Below are 17500 nucleotides of genomic sequence, written 5' to 3'. Positions count from 1 at the left end.
ATTATTAATATTCTCCGTTAAAGCTGCAATCTCATCTTCACCTTTTTTCTCAATGCGGTAGGCTAAGTTACCTCTTTCTATTTCCTTTACGCCTTGTGCCATTGCTTCAATCTGCTTCATCTTTCTCTTTGTTATATAGAAGAAAGAGAAAATGAATACAAGTACACCAATTAAAAATGGGAATGGTCCTTCTTGCGTATCATATATTACCTCTCCCTCTGGAATTCCACTAACAAACATGTACAAATTCTTTCCTTCAATAGTAATAGGTGAAAAAGATATAAACTCTTTTCTTGTACTTTCAAATACATTTCTACCATCTGTATAATTAATCGCGAATGATGCTGCATTACGAATCGTATTATGCAAATCGATTTGCTCTTCTTGCGCTTGCTTTGTTTTATATAAAACTTTACCACTTTCATCAGTAACCAATATCTTCAAAGCTCTAGACCCTTGCTCTAAATTTTGGTTCTCCATTTCGATCATATTTGATATAGCTTCTAATTTATTTTCATGAACCGAACTATTTGCCGCTCCTTGAGCTTGGTGATTAATTTGTTCCATACCAGCCCGATAATCGATAGTTGCTTGACGATTCGCATTCTCAAAAAACGGTGCTGCTGCCTTTGCTGACAAAACTCCTAATAACGCACAAGCAGCAAAAGTAGTAATCAATTGAATCCTTATACTCTTTCGTACGCTCTTTACTAATTTCTCAATTAATTGTCTTATTTTCCTTATATAAGTAAACGGATTAAATATCTTTTTCAATCTTATACCCCACTCCCCATACTGTTTTTATATATCTAGGTTTCCTTGGATTCTCCTCAATCTTTTCACGCACTTTTCGAATATGCACCATTACAGTATTATCAGACTGGAAAGATCGTTCGTTCCACACCTTTTCATAAATTTGCTCCGCACTAAACACCATACCTGGATTTCTAGCTAGCAATTCTAAAATTGAAAATTCCCTCGGAGTTAGTTTCACTTCTTCTCCCTCTACAATAACTTTATGGGTCGAGATGTTGATTTTCATCTCCCCAATTTCTAACTCGTCCTCATTTTGAATAGCGAAACCATTCATTTTCATATAACGGCGTAACTGAGATTTAATTCGTGCAATTAGCTCTAACGGATTAAACGGCTTCGTTACATAATCATCTGCCCCTGTTGTTAATCCTAAAATCTTATCCATATCTTGCGTTTTGGCAGAAAGCATAATAATAGGCATTTCTTTCGCTTCCCTTACCTTCATACACATATGAATACCATCCACTTTCGGCATCATAATATCTAATACGACTAGATGTACTTCATTTTCTTCCAATAGACGTAATCCTTCTTCTCCGTCTCCTGCTTGTAATACTTTATATCCTTCATTCTTTAAATAGATTGTAATTAAATTCCGAATTTCTTTTTCATCATCTACGACAAGTATTGTTTCGTGTGCCACAATATCTCCCCCATCACTTTTTTAATCCCTAACTTCTATTATAGGAAAACTTCTGAAGAAAAACGCTCGGAAATCCTTAAGATTTTCTGAAGACGCAAAAAAGGTCTAGACTCCCCTTAAGTCTAGACCTTTAAAAAAACCCCTTTTATTTACGAACGTAGATGAAATATAGTACGAATAAAACTCCCATAACATACATAATCGGATGAACCTCTTTACGACGACCACTCACAACCATTGTAATTGGATAGAAGATAAATCCAATCGCAATCCCAGTTGCGATACTATACGTAAGTGGCATAGAGATAATTGTAAAGAATGCTGGCACTGCAATCTCGAATTTCTTCCAATCAATTTCCCCTAAGGAAGAAACCATCAAGATTCCTACAATAATTAAAGCCGGCGCCGTTACAGCTGGCGTTACAACACTTAGTAATGGCGAGAAGAATAGTGCCAGTAAAAAGAATCCTGCTGTTACAACTGCTGTAAATCCAGAACGTCCTCCTGCTGCTACCCCTGCAGACGATTCAATGTAAGACGTTGTTGTTGATGTACCAAGAATCGCACCAATTACAGTTGCAATCGCATCTGCAAATAACGCTTTTCCGGCACGTGGTAATTTATTGTTCTTCATTAATCCTGCTTGATTCGCAACCGCTACAAGCGTACCTGCTGTATCAAAGAAATCGATAAAGAAGAACGTTATAATAACAATCCCCATTTGAACTGTGAAAATATCTCCGAAGTGCGTTAACGCCACGCCGAACGTTGGTTCTAGACTCGGTATTGCTCCCACCACAGCTTTCGGAGTATCAATTAATCCTGTTGCTACTCCTAAGATCGCTGTAAGAATCATACCGTAAAATACTGCACCATTAATTTTCTTAATCATGAAGATGATCGTAGTAACAACCCCGAAGATTGCTAGTAACGTTGTACCCTTTGTTAAGTCCCCCAACCCAACAAGAACTGCATCATTTTTCACGATAATTCCGGCATTTTGGAATCCAAGAAATGCAATGAACAATCCGATACCTGCTGCTACTGCAAACTTTAACTCCGATGGAATTGCATTGATGATTTTTTCACGAATACCTGAAGCAGTAAGAATAATAAAGATAATACCTGACATTAATGTTCCGGCAATTGCTGTTTGCCATGGAATCCCCATCGTTAACACTGCTGTATAAGCAAAGAACGCGTTAATTCCCATACCTGGCGCTAAAGCAATTGGATACTTCGCGAAAATACCCATAATTAACGAACCGATCGCTGCCGCTAATGCCGTAGCAACGAATACTGCACCTGGATCCATCCCTGTACCTGCTGGTAACCCTTTAACATTTCCAAGCGACAGCGTAGCAGGATTGACAAATAGTACATAAGCCATAGATAGAAATGTCGTTAACCCTGCTATGAACTCAGTCTTATAATTCGTACCGAGCTCATCAAACTGAAAATAGCGTTTCATCCTACGTTTCCCCCGTTATATGATTACTCGCCGCATTTCTCCTAGCCCTCTTTTATCCCGAGAAATAAAAAAGGCTTCCATTGCATATATACATGGAAGCGTTCTATGAATAAAGATAAGATTCCCCTCACCTTTATAAAAACGCCTCGTAGTCAAGCCATTTACGGTAGCTAGGTAGAAACTTTCGGGCCATATCCCCGATATTATACGACGGCTATAATATTCACTTTTTGTTTGAATTACATAATCATATTAACTCGACGAAGTAGTTTTGTCAATTTAAAAACGAACGTTTTTATAAACTTTTATAGTTTTGTTCGTATTAACACCAAAATAAAAAAGATCCACCTATGCATAAGCAATAGATGGACCTTTTTATAAATACTATTCCCACTCAATAGTTGCTGGTGGCTTACTCGTTACATCATACACGATACGGTTAACGTGTTTTACTTCGTTTACGATACGTACAGAGATTTTCTCTAATACGTCCCAAGGGATACGTGCCCAGTCAGCTGTCATACCGTCGATAGATGTTACCGCACGGATACCTACTGTGTAATCGTAAGTACGCTCGTCACCCATAACACCTACGCTACGCATACCAGGAAGCGCAGTGAAGTATTGCCAGATTTCACGGTCTAAGCCCGCTTTAATAATTTCTTCACGTAAAATCGCATCAGATTCACGAACGATTTCTAATTTCTCTTCTGTGATTTCACCTAATACACGAATACCAAGACCCGGTCCTGGGAATGGTTGACGCCATACGATTTCATCAGGAATTCCTAATTCAGATCCTAATACACGTACTTCGTCTTTAAATAACGTGTTTAAAGGCTCAATTAATTTGAACTGCATGTCTTCTGGAAGTCCACCAACGTTATGGTGAGATTTAATTGTTTGCGCAGTTGCTGTACCACTCTCAACGATATCTGTGTAAAGTGTACCTTGCGCTAAGAAGTCCATACCTTGTAATTTTGACGCTTCATCATCAAATACGTAAATGAATTCGTTACCGATGATTTTACGTTTTTGTTCTGGATCTTCTACACCTTTTAACTTGTCCATGAAGCGGTCTCTTGCATCCACTTTAATAACGTTCATATGGAAGCCTTCGCTAAATGTTTTCATAACGCCTTCTGCTTCACCTTTACGAAGTAAACCGTGGTCAACGAAAATACATGTTAATTGATCACCAATTGCTTTATGAATTAATACTGCTACAACAGAAGAGTCTACACCGCCACTAAGTGCGCATAGTACTTTTTTGTCTCCAACAGTTTCACGAATCTTTTCTAATTCTACTTCAATAAAGTTCTCCATGTTCCATCCTTCAGAACAACCACATACACCGAATACGAAGTTTTTAATTAAATCGTTACCGTGCTCAGAGTGACGTACTTCTGGGTGGAATTGTACACCGTATAAGTTTTTCGCTTCATTGCTCATACCAGCAATTGGGCAAGACTCACTTGTTGCATCTACTACGAATCCTTCAGGTAAACCAGTTACTAAGTCGCCATGGCTCATCCATACAACTTGCTCTTCTGGAAGGTTCGCATATAATTTTGATTCGTTCTCTACTTTAAGAACAGCTTTTCCGTACTCACGGTGATTTGCACGCTCTACTTTACCACCGAATTGTTGCGTCATAAGCTGCATACCGTAACAAATACCGAAGATTGGTAAACCTAGTTCAAAGATTTTTTCATCACAATGTAATGCACCTTCACCGTATACGCTATTTGGCCCACCAGAGAAAATAATCCCTTTTGGATTCATTGCTTTAATTTCTTCTGCAGTAATTGTATGTGGATGAAGTTCACTGTATACACCGAACTCACGAATTCGACGTGCTATTAACTGATTGTATTGACTTCCAAAATCTAAAACGATAATTGTATCGTGTTGTTTCTTCAAAATAATCACCCCAACGTTAGTTCTCGTATATAAATATTTTCACCAATTTGGCGAAAAGCATTACCAATATAATAAAAAAAGCCAGTCCTCCGCCTCTAGTCTCATAACAAAGAAAAGGCAGGGGTCTGGCTTTATAAAGAAAGATAGTCTCCGCTCTTTATAAATATAAGACACACTGCCTTCATAGTCAGGTTGTTTACGGTAACCCGGTAGAGACTCTCAAACCATATCATTGAGGATATATGAAGGATCGTTTTATATTATCTTCCTAGATTCTAACAATGAAGTATCAATATGGTCAAGAGAGAAAGCGACAAAATTCTACAGAAATTCATTTCCTTTTCTAAAAAACATAAAAAAACATCCATTTCTATATAGAAATGGATGTTTTTTAGGACAAACGGAATTACATCATTCCGCCCATACCGCCCATGCCCATGCCGCCCATGTCAGGCATTGCTGGTGCATTTGGTTCTGGCTTGTCAGCTACTACAGCTTCAGTTGTTAAGAACATAGCTGCAACAGATGCTGCGTTTTGAAGTGCAGAACGAGTTACTTTAGCTGGATCTACGATACCAGAATCAAGCATGTTAACCCATTCGCCAGTAGCTGCGTTGAAACCAACGCCTACTTTTTCGCCTTTTAGACGCTCTACAACTACAGATCCTTCTAGACCAGCGTTGATTGCGATTTGACGAACTGGCTCTTCTAGTGCGCGAAGTACGATGTTGATACCTGTTGCTTCGTCGCCTTCAGCTACGATAGAAGCTACTTTTGTGTATACGTTCATAAGTGAAGTACCACCACCTGCAACGATACCTTCTTCTACTGCTGCACGAGTTGAGTTAAGTGCATCTTCAATGCGAAGTTTGCGCTCTTTTAACTCAGTTTCAGTTGCTGCACCTACTTTAATTACTGCTACGCCACCTGCTAGTTTAGCAAGACGCTCTTGTAATTTTTCGCGATCGAATTCAGAAGTTGTTTCTTCTAATTGCGCACGGATTTGACCGATGCGAGCTTCGATTTGTTCTGTGCTTCCTACACCTTCAACTACAGTTGTGTTTTCTTTTGTAACAACAACTTTACCAGCGCGTCCTAAAGATTCAACTGTAGCAGATTTTAAGTCACGGCCTAATTCTTCAGTGATCACTTCGCCACCAGTTAAGATTGCGATATCTTCTAGCATTGCTTTACGACGGTCACCAAATCCAGGAGCTTTAACAGCTACTACATTGAATGTACCACGAAGTTTGTTCACTACTAATGTAGCTAATGCTTCGCCTTCTACATCTTCAGCAATGATAAGAAGTGGTTTACCTTGTTGTACCACTTGCTCTAATACTGGTAAGATTTCTTGAATGTTAGAAATCTTTTTGTCAGTAATTAAGATATATGGGTTATCAAGAACTGCTTCCATTTTGTCAGAATCAGTAATCATGTAAGGAGATGCATAGCCACGATCAAATTGCATACCTTCTACTACGTCTAATTCTGTTGTAAATCCTTTAGACTCTTCTAAAGTAATAACGCCGTCGTTACCAACGCGCTCCATTGCTTCAGCGATTAATTGACCTACTTCTTCGTCAGCTGCAGAAATAGCAGCTACTTGTGCGATAGAAGATTTGCCTTCGATTGGTTTAGAAATCGTTTTTAATTCTTCAATTGCAGCAGTAACAGCTTTTTCGATACCTTTACGAAGACCCATTGGGTTCGCACCAGCTGTTACGTTTTTAAGACCTTCACGAATCATAGCTTGCGCTAATACAGTTGCAGTTGTTGTTCCGTCACCAGCTACGTCATTTGTTTTGCTAGCAACTTCTGCTACTAATTTCGCACCCATGTTTTCGAATGCATCTTCTAATTCGATTTCTTTTGCGATTGTTACACCATCATTTGTAATAAGTGGTGAACCAAATTTTTTCTCAAGTACAACGTTACGACCTTTTGGTCCAAGCGTAACTTTTACTGCGTTTGCAAGAGTGTCGACACCGCGAAGCATCGAACGACGTGCTTCTTCACTAAATTTAATATCTTTTGCCATAATAATTGACCCCCTTGGATTTTTTAAGATTTATATAATTAACCGATAACTGCTAAAATGTCACTTTCACGTAAAATCAAGTAGTCTGTACCTTCATATTTCACTTCAGTACCTGCATATTTTGAGAAGATGATAAGATCACCTGCTGCTACCTCTAAAGCAACACGCTCACCATTCTCAAGCACTCGACCAGTACCTACTGCAACAACTTTACCCTCTTGTGGTTTTTCTTTTGCAGTATCTGGTAATACGATACCACTTGCTGTTTTTTCTTCTGCTTGAACAAGCTCAATTACAACGCGATCACCTAATGGCTTTAGCATGAACAATAACCTCCTCATTTTGTTATGTAAATTTCTTTTATTAGCACTCAAGTCATCCGAGTGCTAACACACTTATAATAATAAATAATCTCAATTTCTTTTGCAAGTAAAAAAATCATAATTTTTTCGCAAATCACTATATAAACTTTCTATATACAATACTGCCTTTACTATATGAATCGTTGTTTCCACTGCTCGTATGTTACAATATGAAAGGACACCCTAAGTTGTTTTCGCTACACATACAACTTTCTCCTGTCTTCTATTATAATTTCAAATAAGGATTTACGAAAAAAACATAATTCAAGAGGTTTATATCGTAGGTAGCATATTTACATGTTATCCTAACTTATCTCATACACTATAGTTAGAAAGGATGGTTAAACCATTTGAAGAAACAATACTGGTGGATTATCGTTACATACATTTTAATGCAGTTATCTGGCGTTGTTGGATTACCACTTCTCCTAAAAACAGGACTCTATGATAATAGAGGATTTACCATTGAGGAAAAAGGACAAATCATAACAGGACACTGGGCAATTATTAGCTTCTTTGTTGCATTATGTATCGTACTTTGGTTACTTAGAACAGATATTCGTGACAGGCATTTAGATGCAATGCGCTCTTCTGTTCCAGCTACTATTGGATGGATTTTTATCGGGTTCTTCTTAGCTTTCTTTTCACAAATAGTTGCCGGTATGATCGAGATGCAGCTGCTAGGAATTAAACAAGGTTCAGAAAATACAATGAAACTTATGGAAATTGCAAGAACGACACCTTGGTTCCTTATTGTTGTTTCTATAATTGGACCTATCTTAGAAGAAATCGTATTTAGAAAAATTCTATTCGGCACGCTTTATAAGAAGTTTAACTTCTTTATCGCAGCTATCATTAGTTCGCTTGTATTCGCAGCAATTCATTTTGATTTTACTCACTTATTGGTATACACTGCTATGGGGCTCGTATTCGCCTTCTTATATGTGAAGACGAAACGTATTATCGTTCCGATTGCAGCTCATGTTGCGATGAATACATTAGTCGCTATTGGGCAAATTTTTATGAGCAATGAACAAATTCAAGAAATGATTAAAGAAGCTGAAAAAATGCAAGGCTTTATCGGAGGATTTTTTGTATGAGAAACTCACCATTGTTCATGGCTGCACTATACTTCCTTCTTGGATGTATCTTTACACGCTTCGCCATTACGAACGTGACAGATACAATCTGGAATATGTGGACAATACTATTTGCAGTTATGGCAACAATTGATTTTAATTTGGCACTTCGCCTTATATTAGTTAAATTCACAAAGAAGAAACAATAATAAAACGCAGAGGTCGCTTCCTCTGCGTTTTATTGTGGATAGTTTTTCAAAAAGTAAACTAATGTTTGTAACTCTACAGCTAAGTCAATATGATGAATTCTAATATTCTCTGATACGTTTAATCGCGCTGGTGTGAAATTCAAAATACCGTGCACGCTTGTTTCAGCTAATCTATCTGCTACAGCTTGTGCTACTGTAGCCGGTACTGTTAATATTGCCACTTGTATATCATTTGATAATCTCTCTTCTAATTCATCTAAATGATATACAGGAATGCCCCCGATTTCTGTTCCAACTTTCTCTTCACTAACATCAAATGCCATTTCAATTTTTGTATTATTGTTTTTCGTGAAATTATAATGTAAGAAAGCGGTCCCTAAATTACCTACTCCAATAAGTGCTACACGTGTTATATCATCTTGATCAAGTGTTTCGCGGAAAAATGATAATAAATAATTTACGTTATATCCATATCCCTTTTTCCCTAACGCTCCAAAATACGAAAAATCTCTTCGTATTGTTGCGGAATCTACTTTTACTGCCTCACTCAATTCGGCCGATGAAACACGCTGCTTACCAGAAAGAGATAAGTTTTGGATAAATCGATAGTATAGAGGCAATCTTTTAGCAGTGGCTTGTGGAATCTTTTGCTGATCCATATGACCTCTCCTCTCTTCCTATCTTTATTCATATACTTTAATCAAATACAGAAGTTTAGCACTCATTAAATTCCTTGTATAATAAAGAGAAGAAGTATTCTCTCTTTATTTTAAACTATACACTATTTTTAGTATGATTGAGAAATATAAACATGGCAAAGTTAAGAAATTATTTGAGGTGAAAACATTGATTTTATTACAAGTAAACGCGCTTTCGAAATTATACGGTGCAGAAACGATTCTTGCAAACATAAAATTGGAAGTACAAACAAAAGATCGTATCGCATTAGTTGGAAGGAATGGAGCAGGAAAATCTACATTATTAAAAATTATCGCTGGTGAATTATCTCATGATGGTGGCGAAATTATAAAACCGAAAGATGTCTCAATCGGATATTTAGCTCAAAATACTGGACTAGAAACGTCTTTAACAATTTGGGATGAAATGCTAACCGTCTTTACCCACTTACAGCAAATGGAGACAAAACTTCGAAGGCTTGAGCAAGAAATGGGAAAAGAAGAAAACTTTTCAAACGAAGCTACATATGAAAGATTGTTAGCTGATTATGACCAACTACAACTCAATTATAAAGATCAAGGTGGATATCAATATGAAGCGGATATTCGCTCCATTTTAAGCGGCCTTGGCTTCCCAGTTGAAACGCACCAGACGACGATCTCTACTTTAAGCGGCGGGCAAAAAACAAGATTAGCTCTCGGGAAATTATTATTAACAAAACCAGACTTACTTATTTTGGACGAGCCTACAAACCATTTAGACATCGAAACATTAACATGGCTTGAGCAATATTTGCAAGGTTATCCTGGCGCAATATTAATCGTCTCACATGACCGTTATTTCTTAGACAAACTCGTTACACAAGTATATGAAATTTCGAATAAAGAAAGCAGACGATTTGTTGGTAACTACAGTAAATATTTAGACTTAAAATCAGCATTATATGAGCAAGAAATGAAACGTTACGAAAAACAACAAGATGAAATCGCAAAACTTGAGGACTTCGTTCAAAAGAATATAGCTCGCGCTTCTACAACGAAACGTGCTCAAAGTCGCCGTAAACAACTAGACAGAATGGAATTATTAACGAGACCATTAGGGGATTCTAAGTCAGCATCATTCCACTTCGATATTGAAAAACAAAGTGGAAATGATGTTTTACAAGTAAATGATGCAACCATCGGCTATGATGGAAACCCTATAATTGAACATGTAACTATGCGCTTAACTCGCGGAGATAGTGTTGCTTTAGTTGGTCCAAACGGAATTGGGAAATCCACATTGTTAAAATCCATTGTGAATAAGTTACCACTATTAAATGGTGATGTTTCTTTCGGATCAAATGTATCTGTTGGTTATTATGATCAAGAACAAGCAAACTTAACATCTTCTAAACGGGTTTTAAATGAACTATGGGATGAATATCCACTGCAACCGGAAAAAGAAATCCGTACTATACTTGGGAATTTTTTATTCACAGGAGATGATGTACTGAAACCAGTATCTTCCCTTAGTGGTGGACAAAAAGCTCGATTAGCTCTTGCAAAACTTATGATGCAAAAGTCAAATTTGTTAATTCTAGATGAGCCTACGAACCACCTTGATTTAAATAGTAAAGAGATTTTGGAGAATGCTTTAATTGATTACCCAGGGACTCTTCTATTCGTCTCACATGACCGCTACTTTATTAACCGTGTAACAACAACTGTGGTTGAGTTATCAACAGAAGGTGCACAGGAATATTTAGGGGATTACGATTACTACGTTGAAAAGAAAAATGAAATGATTGAACGTGCAGAACTTGAACAGCAAGAAAGTGACGTTCCTGTTCAAAAGGTGATTGCACAAGAGAAATTAAATTATTTAGAAGAAAAAGAGCGTAAAAAACTAGAGCGTCAACGCACTAGAAAAATTGAAGAGCTAGAACAAAGTATAGTGGAATTAGAAGAAGAAATTGCTACGTTAGAAGATCAACTTTGCTTACCAGAAATATATGCAGATTATGAAAAAGCTAGTGAAATTACAACTAAAAAGCAAACGCTACAAGAACAACTTGAAACTTGTATGGCAGAATGGGAAGAGCTGCATGTATAAGCATATTTAAATAAGGAAGATGTCTCATAAGTCAGGATTTTTGACTATGTGACATCTTTTTTTAGTACTTAAACAATTTTTTGAATATATCTATCGTAACTTAGAATATACTAACGATTTTTTAAATATATCTATTGTAACCCTATATATATTAACAATTCGACACGAAATATCTTTTTAACGACAAAGATTGACAATATTAGCATCTTCTATAATGGGGAGATGTTTCAAAATGTTTTTCGGGGATATCTTCTTGCTTTTTATTTCCCGAAAAAGAACAAATTCAAAGGTCTGACATCAACCTATTTATCCACAAGTTTATACACATATCCACCTTTATAAAATAAACATCAAAATAACTTTTCCACATTATCCACAGTCAGTAAAAAAGTTATCAACATTTTATATACACAATAAAACCCACATTATCAACAGATAATATGGGTTTTATCCACAACCTGTGGTTAATTATGTGTATAACTATGCTTCAATATCTAATCCTGGATTTGCATTTAAGGCTAATGTTGCACGCTTACCTTGTTCATAAGCAATTGTCCCTGCCGCTGCAATCATCGCTGCATTATCTGTGCATAAAGATAGCGGCGGAATAATTAATTCAATGTTTTCTTTTTGTGCAAATTCCTCTTCTAATCGCGCACGAAGTCCTTTATTAGCAGCTACTCCACCAGCAAGAAGTAATTGCTTTACATTATAAGCTTCTGCTGCACGAGCTGCTTTCGTTACAAGTACATCTATTACACTTTCTTGGAAACTTGCCGCTAAATCTTCTGGTGCAATTTCTATACCGCGCTGTTTTGCGTTATGCACAGTGTTGATAACTGCTGATTTCAATCCACTAAAGCTAAAATCATACGAATCCGGTTCTAGCCATGCACGAGGCAAATCAATTGTCGGTTCTCCTTCATGTGCAAGGCGATCAATATGAGGACCACCTGGATATGGCATAGATAACGTACGAGCTACTTTATCATATGCTTCTCCAGCTGCATCGTCTCGTGTTTCACCAATTACTTCGAATGAACCATGTTCTTTCATATAAACAAGTTCTGTATGCCCACCAGATACAACAAGTGATAATAACGGGAATTGAACTTCTTTTACTAAACGGTTCGCATAAATATGACCAGCAATATGATGAACACCGACTAACGGAATATCATGTGCAAACGCTACTGCCTTCGCTGCATTTACTCCAATTAGAAGTGCTCCTACTAAACCAGGACCTTCTGTTACAGCAATTGCATCAATATCATCAAATGTGATATTTGCTTCCTTTAAAGCTTCTTCTAACACAACTGTAATTTCTTCTACATGATGGCGTGATGCAATCTCTGGTACAACGCCGCCAAAACGTTTATGACTTTCAATTTGTGATGCAACGACATTCGCAATAATTTCCGTTCCATTTTTAACAACTGCTACTGCTGTTTCATCACAACTTGTTTCAATACCAAGTATAATCGTATTTTTTTCCATTATATATTCACCCACATTACGAGACCATCTTCCTGATTGTCTGCATAGTATCGTTTACGAATCCCACCATTTTGAAATCCGTATTTTCTGTATAACTGCTTTGCTACTTCATTTGATACACGTACTTCAAGTGTCATTGTTTTTACCCCTAGTTCTTTCGCTTCAGAAATAACTGCTTTCAATAGGGCATCTCCTAACTTTTGACCTCGGTATTCTGGCAAAATAGCTATATTTGTTATATGTGATTCATCAATAATTATCCACAATCCACAATACCCGACTACACGACCATCTTTTTCTAACACAATATAATGTGCATGTTCATTCATCGTTAATTCACGGTGAAAGGCATCTGCAGTCCAAGGAGTTGAAAAAGACGCTTCTTCAATAGCTACAATTTGAGCAATATCATCAAGCTCCATCTTTCTAAATATCATATCCATCTTCTGCAAGCTCCTACTTGTTTTGACTTTCTAACCACTTTGTTTCAGCTTCAGCTAAACGAAGATAGCTTGGAACAAACGTATGCACATCTTGTTCTTCTTTTTGTAATCCTAAGAATGCTAGCTCACTTGGTCTTGGGTTATTTTTAGTAAATGGAGCGAATACAGCTTGATCACCTAAATGTTCTATAATTGTTTCTTTATGCAATTTAACATCGTTACCGATAAATAAAACAGGCTGTCCTTTATCTTTTAACATTTGCAACCAGTCTACAATAAGAATAATTCGGTCTTCTTCTATTGAAGTTAACTGCTCTCCTTCATATGTATATAACCCAGTATAAATTTGCCCACGTCTTCCATCAAATAAAGGACAAATTAACCCGTTAAAGTTAGCACCGTTTGCAGCTACTACCTCTAAACTTGATACACCTACAATTGGTATTTGAAGTGACCAAGCTAATGTTTTCGCCGCTGTCACGCCTATACGAACACCTGTATAGGATCCAGGTCCAGCAGCTACAACGATTTTAGTTAATTCCTTCGGTTTTACACCGCATTCTTTTAACAGTTTCTCTACAGCTGGCATAAGACGTACAGAATGGTTTTTTGTTAAATTTGTAATGATTTCCCCAATTACGTTTTCTTCCTCAATAAGGGATACACCCATTACGTAATTTGAAGTATCAATTGCTAGTACTTTCATCTTGTAATAGCTCCTCACATAATCTAATATAGCGATCTCCAATTGGCTCGAGTATAATTTTTCTTGTGTCATCTCCAGCATGGAATAAACTAATTTGTAACTTTTCATTCGGTAAATATGCTTCTATTAAATGAGCCCATTCTACTACCGTAATTCCTTCACCGTAGAAATATTCATCAAAGCCTAAGTCCTCTTCACTTTCTGCTAAGCGATACACGTCCATATGATATAGCGGTAATCTTCCTTTATATTCTTTAATGATATTAAAGGTAGGACTATTTACAACTCTTTTCACTCCAAGACCTTTTGCTAGTCCCTTTGTAAAAGTCGTCTTACCAGCTCCAAGATCTCCTTCTAAAATAATTACGTCTTGTGCCTCTACGAGCTCACCTAGTTTTTCTGATAACCTTTGTGTTTCCTCAGAAGATTTTGTTGTTACTTCATATTTACTCACAGACTTCACCTACTTTACTCACAATGTTCTCTGCTCTTTATTATACAGGTTTTGAATATATAAAAAAGTCCTTAGGAGTTGTCCTAAGGATAGTTTGACTGTCTTTATTAGTTTTTTGTTAAAACAAATAAAAAAATACGAAACAACTTGTTTCGTTCTTTTCTTTATATGAAATGGCGGTCCCGACCGGGGTCGAACCGGCGATCTCCTGCGTGACAGGCAGGCATGTTAACCACTACACCACGGGACCATTTGGTTGCGGGGACAGGATTTGAACCTGCGACCTTCGGGTTATGAGCCCGACGAGCTACCGTGCTGCTCCACCCCGCGACAATATAAATAGCTTGGCGACGTCCTACTCTCACAGGGACAAGGTCCCAACTACCATCGGCGCTAGAGAGCTTAACTTCCGTGTTCGGTATGGGAACGGGTGTGACCTCTCTGCCATCATCACCAAACTATTGAAGGTATATTCCTTCAAAACTAGATAACATTTGCTACATATTATATGGTTAAGTCCTCGATCTATTAGTATTCGTCAGCTCCACATGTCACCATGCTTCCACCTCGAACCTATCAACCTGATCATCTTTCAGGGATCTTACTAGCTTACGCTATGGGAAATCTCATCTTGAGGGGGGCTTCATGCTTAGATGCTTTCAGCACTTATCCCTTCCGCACATAGCTACCCAGCTATGCCCTTGGCAGAACAACTGGTACACCAGCGGTGCGTCCATCCCGGTCCTCTCGTACTAAGGACAGCTCCTCTCAAATTTCCTACGCCCACGACGGATAGGGACCGAACTGTCTCACGACGTTCTGAACCCAGCTCGCGTACCGCTTTAATGGGCGAACAGCCCAACCCTTGGGACCGACTACAGCCCCAGGATGCGATGAGCCGACATCGAGGTGCCAAACCTCCCCGTCGATGTGGACTCTTGGGGGAGATAAGCCTGTTATCCCCGGGGTAGCTTTTATCCGTTGAGCGATGGCCCTTCCATGCGGAACCACCGGATCACTAAGCCCGACTTTCGTCCCTGCTCGACTTGTAGGTCTCGCAGTCAAGCTCCCTTATGCCTTTGCACTCTACGAATGATTTCCAACCATTCTGAGGGAACCTTTGGGCGCCTCCGTTACACTTTAGGAGGCGACCGCCCCAGTCAAACTGCCCACCTGACACTGTCTCCCGGGTCGATAAGACCCGTAGGTTAGAATTTCAATACAGTCAGGGCGGTATCCCACCAGCGCCTCCACCGAAGCTAGCGCTCCGGTTTCAATGGCTCCCGCCTATCCTGTACAAACTGTACCAAAATTCAATATCAGGCTACAGTAAAGCTCCACGGGGTCTTTCCGTCCTGTCGCGGGTAACCTGCATCTTCACAGGTACTATAATTTCACCGAGTCTCTGGTTGAGACAGTGCCCAAATCGTTACACCTTTCGTGCGGGTCGGAACTTACCCGACAAGGAATTTCGCTACCTTAGGACCGTTATAGTTACGGCCGCCGTTTACTGGGGCTTCAGTTCAGAGCTTCGCTTACGCTAACCCCTCTCCTTAACCTTCCAGCACCGGGCAGGTGTCACCCCCTATACTTCGCCTTACGGCTTCGCAGAGAGCTGTGTTTTTGCTAAACAGTCGCTTGGGCCTATTCACTGCGGCTTTCCGTTAAGAAAGCACCCCTTCTCCCGAAGTTACGGGGTCATTTTGCCGAGTTCCTTAACCAGAGTTCTCTCGCACACCTTAGGATTCTCTCCTCGCCTACCTGTGTCGGTTTGCGGTACAGGCACCTTTTATCTCGCTAGAAGCTTTTCTTGGCAGCGGGGAATCAAAGACTTCGCTCCATAAGGAGCTTCCCCATCACAGCTCAGCCTTTACGATAAGCGGATTTGCCTACTTATCAGCCTAACTGCTTGGACGTGCACAACCAATCGCACGCTTCTTCTATCCTTCTGCGTCCCTCCATTGCTCAAACGATAAAGAGGTGGTACAGGAATATCAACCTGTTGTCCATCGCCTACGCCTGTCGGCCTCGGCTTAGGTCCTGACTAACCCTGAGCGGACGAGCCTTCCTCAGGAAACCTTAGGCATTCGGTGGACGGGATTCTCACCCGTCTTTCGCTACTCATACCGGCATTCTCACTTCTAAGCACTCCACCAGTCCTTCCGGTCTGACTTCACTGTCCTTAGAACGCTCCCCTACCACTGATACCATTGGTATCAATCCGCAGCTTCGGTGGTGTATTTAGCCCCGGTACATTTTCGGCGCAGAGTCACTCGACTAGTGAGCTATTACGCACTCTTTAAATGGTGGCTGCTTCTAAGCCAACATCCTAGTTGTCTAAGCAACTCCACATCCTTTTCCACTTAATACACACTTTGGGACCTTAGCTGGCGGTCTGGGCTGTTTCCCTTTTGACTACGGATCTTATCACTCGCAGTCTGACTCCTAAGGATAAGTCATTGGCATTCGGAGTTTGACTGAATTCGGTAATCCGATGAGGACCCCTAGTCCAATCAGTGCTCTACCTCCAAGACTCTTACACTTAAGGCTAGCCCTAAAGCTATTTCGGGGAGAACCAGCTATCTCCAGGTTCGATTGGAATTTCTCCGCTACCCACACCTCATCCCCGCACTTTTCAACGTGCGTGGGTTCGGGCCTCCATTCAGTGTTACCTGAACTTCACCCTGGACATGGGTAGATCACCTGGTTTCGGGTCTACGACCACGTACTAAACGCCCTATTCAGACTCGCTTTCGCTGCGGCTCCGCCTCTTCAGCTTAACCTCGCACGGGATCGTAACTCGCCGGTTCATTCTACAAAAGGCACGCCATCACCCGTTAACGGGCTCTGACTATTTGTAGGCACACGGTTTCAGGATCTCTTTCACTCCCCTTCCGGGGTGCTTTTCACCTTTCCCTCACGGTACTGGTTCACTATCGATCACTAGGGAGTATTTAGCCTTGGGAGATGGTCCTCCCAGATTCCGACGGAATTTCACGTGTTCCGCCGTACTCAGGATACATTCAAGAGAGAACGAAGTTTCGACTACGGGGTTGTTACCCTCTACGACGGACCTTTCCAGGT

Annotated in this window: 14 protein-coding genes, 2 tRNA genes, 2 rRNA genes and 2 riboswitches (2 of these 20 only partly in view); of the genes, 3 read left to right on the top strand and 15 right to left on the bottom strand. The window is 39.5% G+C overall.

Annotated elements, in window-relative coordinates; translation table 11 throughout:
* The 6 genes from ampS to groES form a co-directional block, all read right to left on the bottom strand.
* A protein-coding gene (gene ampS / locus ACX9TM_RS01585; RefSeq protein WP_000719223.1) for an aminopeptidase AmpS crosses the window boundary here: on the bottom strand, positions 1-774 show its 5' portion. It extends 732 nt beyond the left edge of the window; only the first 774 of its 1506 coding nucleotides appear in the window; its start codon is at positions 772-774; its stop codon lies off the left edge, out of view.
* A complete protein-coding gene (locus ACX9TM_RS01580; RefSeq protein WP_000929885.1) occupies positions 758-1459 on the bottom strand; it encodes a response regulator transcription factor in 702 nt (233 codons plus the stop codon). Before ACX9TM_RS01580 ends, ampS begins: the two co-directional genes overlap by 17 nt.
* A 145-nt stretch (positions 1460-1604) precedes the next feature.
* Positions 1605-2930: an NCS2 family permease gene (locus ACX9TM_RS01575; RefSeq protein ID WP_000833082.1), complete on the bottom strand. Its 1326-nt coding sequence runs from the start codon at positions 2928-2930 to the stop codon at positions 1605-1607.
* A 129-nt stretch (positions 2931-3059) separates the two neighbouring features.
* A riboswitch (purine riboswitch) is annotated at positions 3060-3162 on the bottom strand.
* 152 nt (positions 3163-3314) lie between these two features.
* The gene (gene guaA, locus ACX9TM_RS01570) at positions 3315-4853 is read right to left on the bottom strand and encodes a glutamine-hydrolyzing GMP synthase (RefSeq protein WP_000743924.1); all 1539 of its coding nucleotides are present in this window, start codon (positions 4851-4853) and stop codon (positions 3315-3317) included.
* A 164-nt stretch (positions 4854-5017) separates the two neighbouring features.
* A riboswitch (purine riboswitch) is annotated at positions 5018-5119 on the bottom strand.
* 140 nt (positions 5120-5259) lie between these two features.
* The gene (groL, locus tag ACX9TM_RS01565) at positions 5260-6894 is read right to left on the bottom strand and encodes a chaperonin GroEL (protein ID WP_065382431.1); all 1635 of its coding nucleotides are present in this window, start codon (positions 6892-6894) and stop codon (positions 5260-5262) included.
* 38 nt (positions 6895-6932) lie between these two features.
* On the bottom strand, positions 6933-7217 hold the full coding sequence (gene groES / locus ACX9TM_RS01560) for a co-chaperone GroES (RefSeq protein WP_000917311.1): 285 nt from the start codon (positions 7215-7217) through the stop codon (positions 6933-6935).
* Positions 7218-7606: 389 nt separating this feature from the next.
* On the opposite strand from groES, the gene ACX9TM_RS01555 reads away from it, so the two are divergent.
* Positions 7607-8356: a CPBP family intramembrane glutamic endopeptidase gene (locus tag ACX9TM_RS01555; RefSeq protein WP_016125317.1), complete on the top strand. Its 750-nt coding sequence runs from the start codon at positions 7607-7609 to the stop codon at positions 8354-8356.
* A complete protein-coding gene (locus tag ACX9TM_RS01550; RefSeq protein ID WP_001246201.1) occupies positions 8353-8544 on the top strand; it encodes a YdiK family protein in 192 nt (63 codons plus the stop codon). Before ACX9TM_RS01555 ends, ACX9TM_RS01550 begins: the two co-directional genes overlap by 4 nt.
* A 29-nt stretch (positions 8545-8573) precedes the next feature.
* On the opposite strand, the gene ACX9TM_RS01545 is transcribed toward ACX9TM_RS01550, so the two are convergent.
* Entirely contained in the window at positions 8574-9203 is a 630-nt protein-coding gene (locus ACX9TM_RS01545; RefSeq protein ID WP_000372699.1) for a redox-sensing transcriptional repressor Rex, read from the bottom strand.
* Between the two features lie 187 nt (positions 9204-9390).
* On the opposite strand from ACX9TM_RS01545, the gene ACX9TM_RS01540 reads away from it, so the two are divergent.
* Positions 9391-11316: an ABC-F family ATP-binding cassette domain-containing protein gene (locus ACX9TM_RS01540; RefSeq protein WP_208105341.1), complete on the top strand. Its 1926-nt coding sequence runs from the start codon at positions 9391-9393 to the stop codon at positions 11314-11316.
* 480 nt (positions 11317-11796) lie between these two features.
* Here ACX9TM_RS01540 and tsaD read toward each other — a convergent pair whose 3' ends face one another.
* From tsaD to ACX9TM_RS01500, 8 genes are all read right to left on the bottom strand, one after another.
* Positions 11797-12813, bottom strand: coding sequence for a tRNA (adenosine(37)-N6)-threonylcarbamoyltransferase complex transferase subunit TsaD (gene tsaD / locus ACX9TM_RS01535; protein ID WP_000414585.1), 1017 nt, complete (start codon positions 12811-12813; stop codon positions 11797-11799).
* The gene (gene rimI, locus ACX9TM_RS01530; protein WP_000367190.1) at positions 12813-13256 is read right to left on the bottom strand and encodes a ribosomal protein S18-alanine N-acetyltransferase; all 444 of its coding nucleotides are present in this window, start codon (positions 13254-13256) and stop codon (positions 12813-12815) included. The genes tsaD and rimI overlap by 1 nt, the downstream gene beginning before the upstream one ends.
* A gap of 13 nt (positions 13257-13269) precedes the next feature.
* Entirely contained in the window at positions 13270-13962 is a 693-nt protein-coding gene (gene tsaB / locus ACX9TM_RS01525; protein ID WP_000865740.1) for a tRNA (adenosine(37)-N6)-threonylcarbamoyltransferase complex dimerization subunit type 1 TsaB, read from the bottom strand.
* Positions 13943-14416, bottom strand: a complete 474-nt coding sequence (gene tsaE, locus ACX9TM_RS01520) for a tRNA (adenosine(37)-N6)-threonylcarbamoyltransferase complex ATPase subunit type 1 TsaE (RefSeq protein WP_000049642.1) — start codon at positions 14414-14416, stop codon at positions 13943-13945. Before tsaE ends, tsaB begins: the two co-directional genes overlap by 20 nt.
* A 174-nt stretch (positions 14417-14590) precedes the next feature.
* Positions 14591-14666: transfer RNA gene (locus ACX9TM_RS01515), tRNA-Asp, on the bottom strand.
* A gap of 3 nt (positions 14667-14669) precedes the next feature.
* Positions 14670-14746, bottom strand: a tRNA-Met gene (locus tag ACX9TM_RS01510).
* A gap of 12 nt (positions 14747-14758) precedes the next feature.
* Positions 14759-14874, bottom strand: a 5S ribosomal RNA gene (gene rrf / locus ACX9TM_RS01505).
* A gap of 50 nt (positions 14875-14924) precedes the next feature.
* Positions 14925-17500 (bottom strand): 23S ribosomal RNA (locus ACX9TM_RS01500); it runs 346 nt beyond the window's last position.

This window comes from Bacillus sp. LH1, from assembly GCF_057924895.1.
The sequence above is the reverse complement of the archived record's forward strand: the minus strand, read 5'-3'. Positions and strand labels throughout refer to the sequence as shown.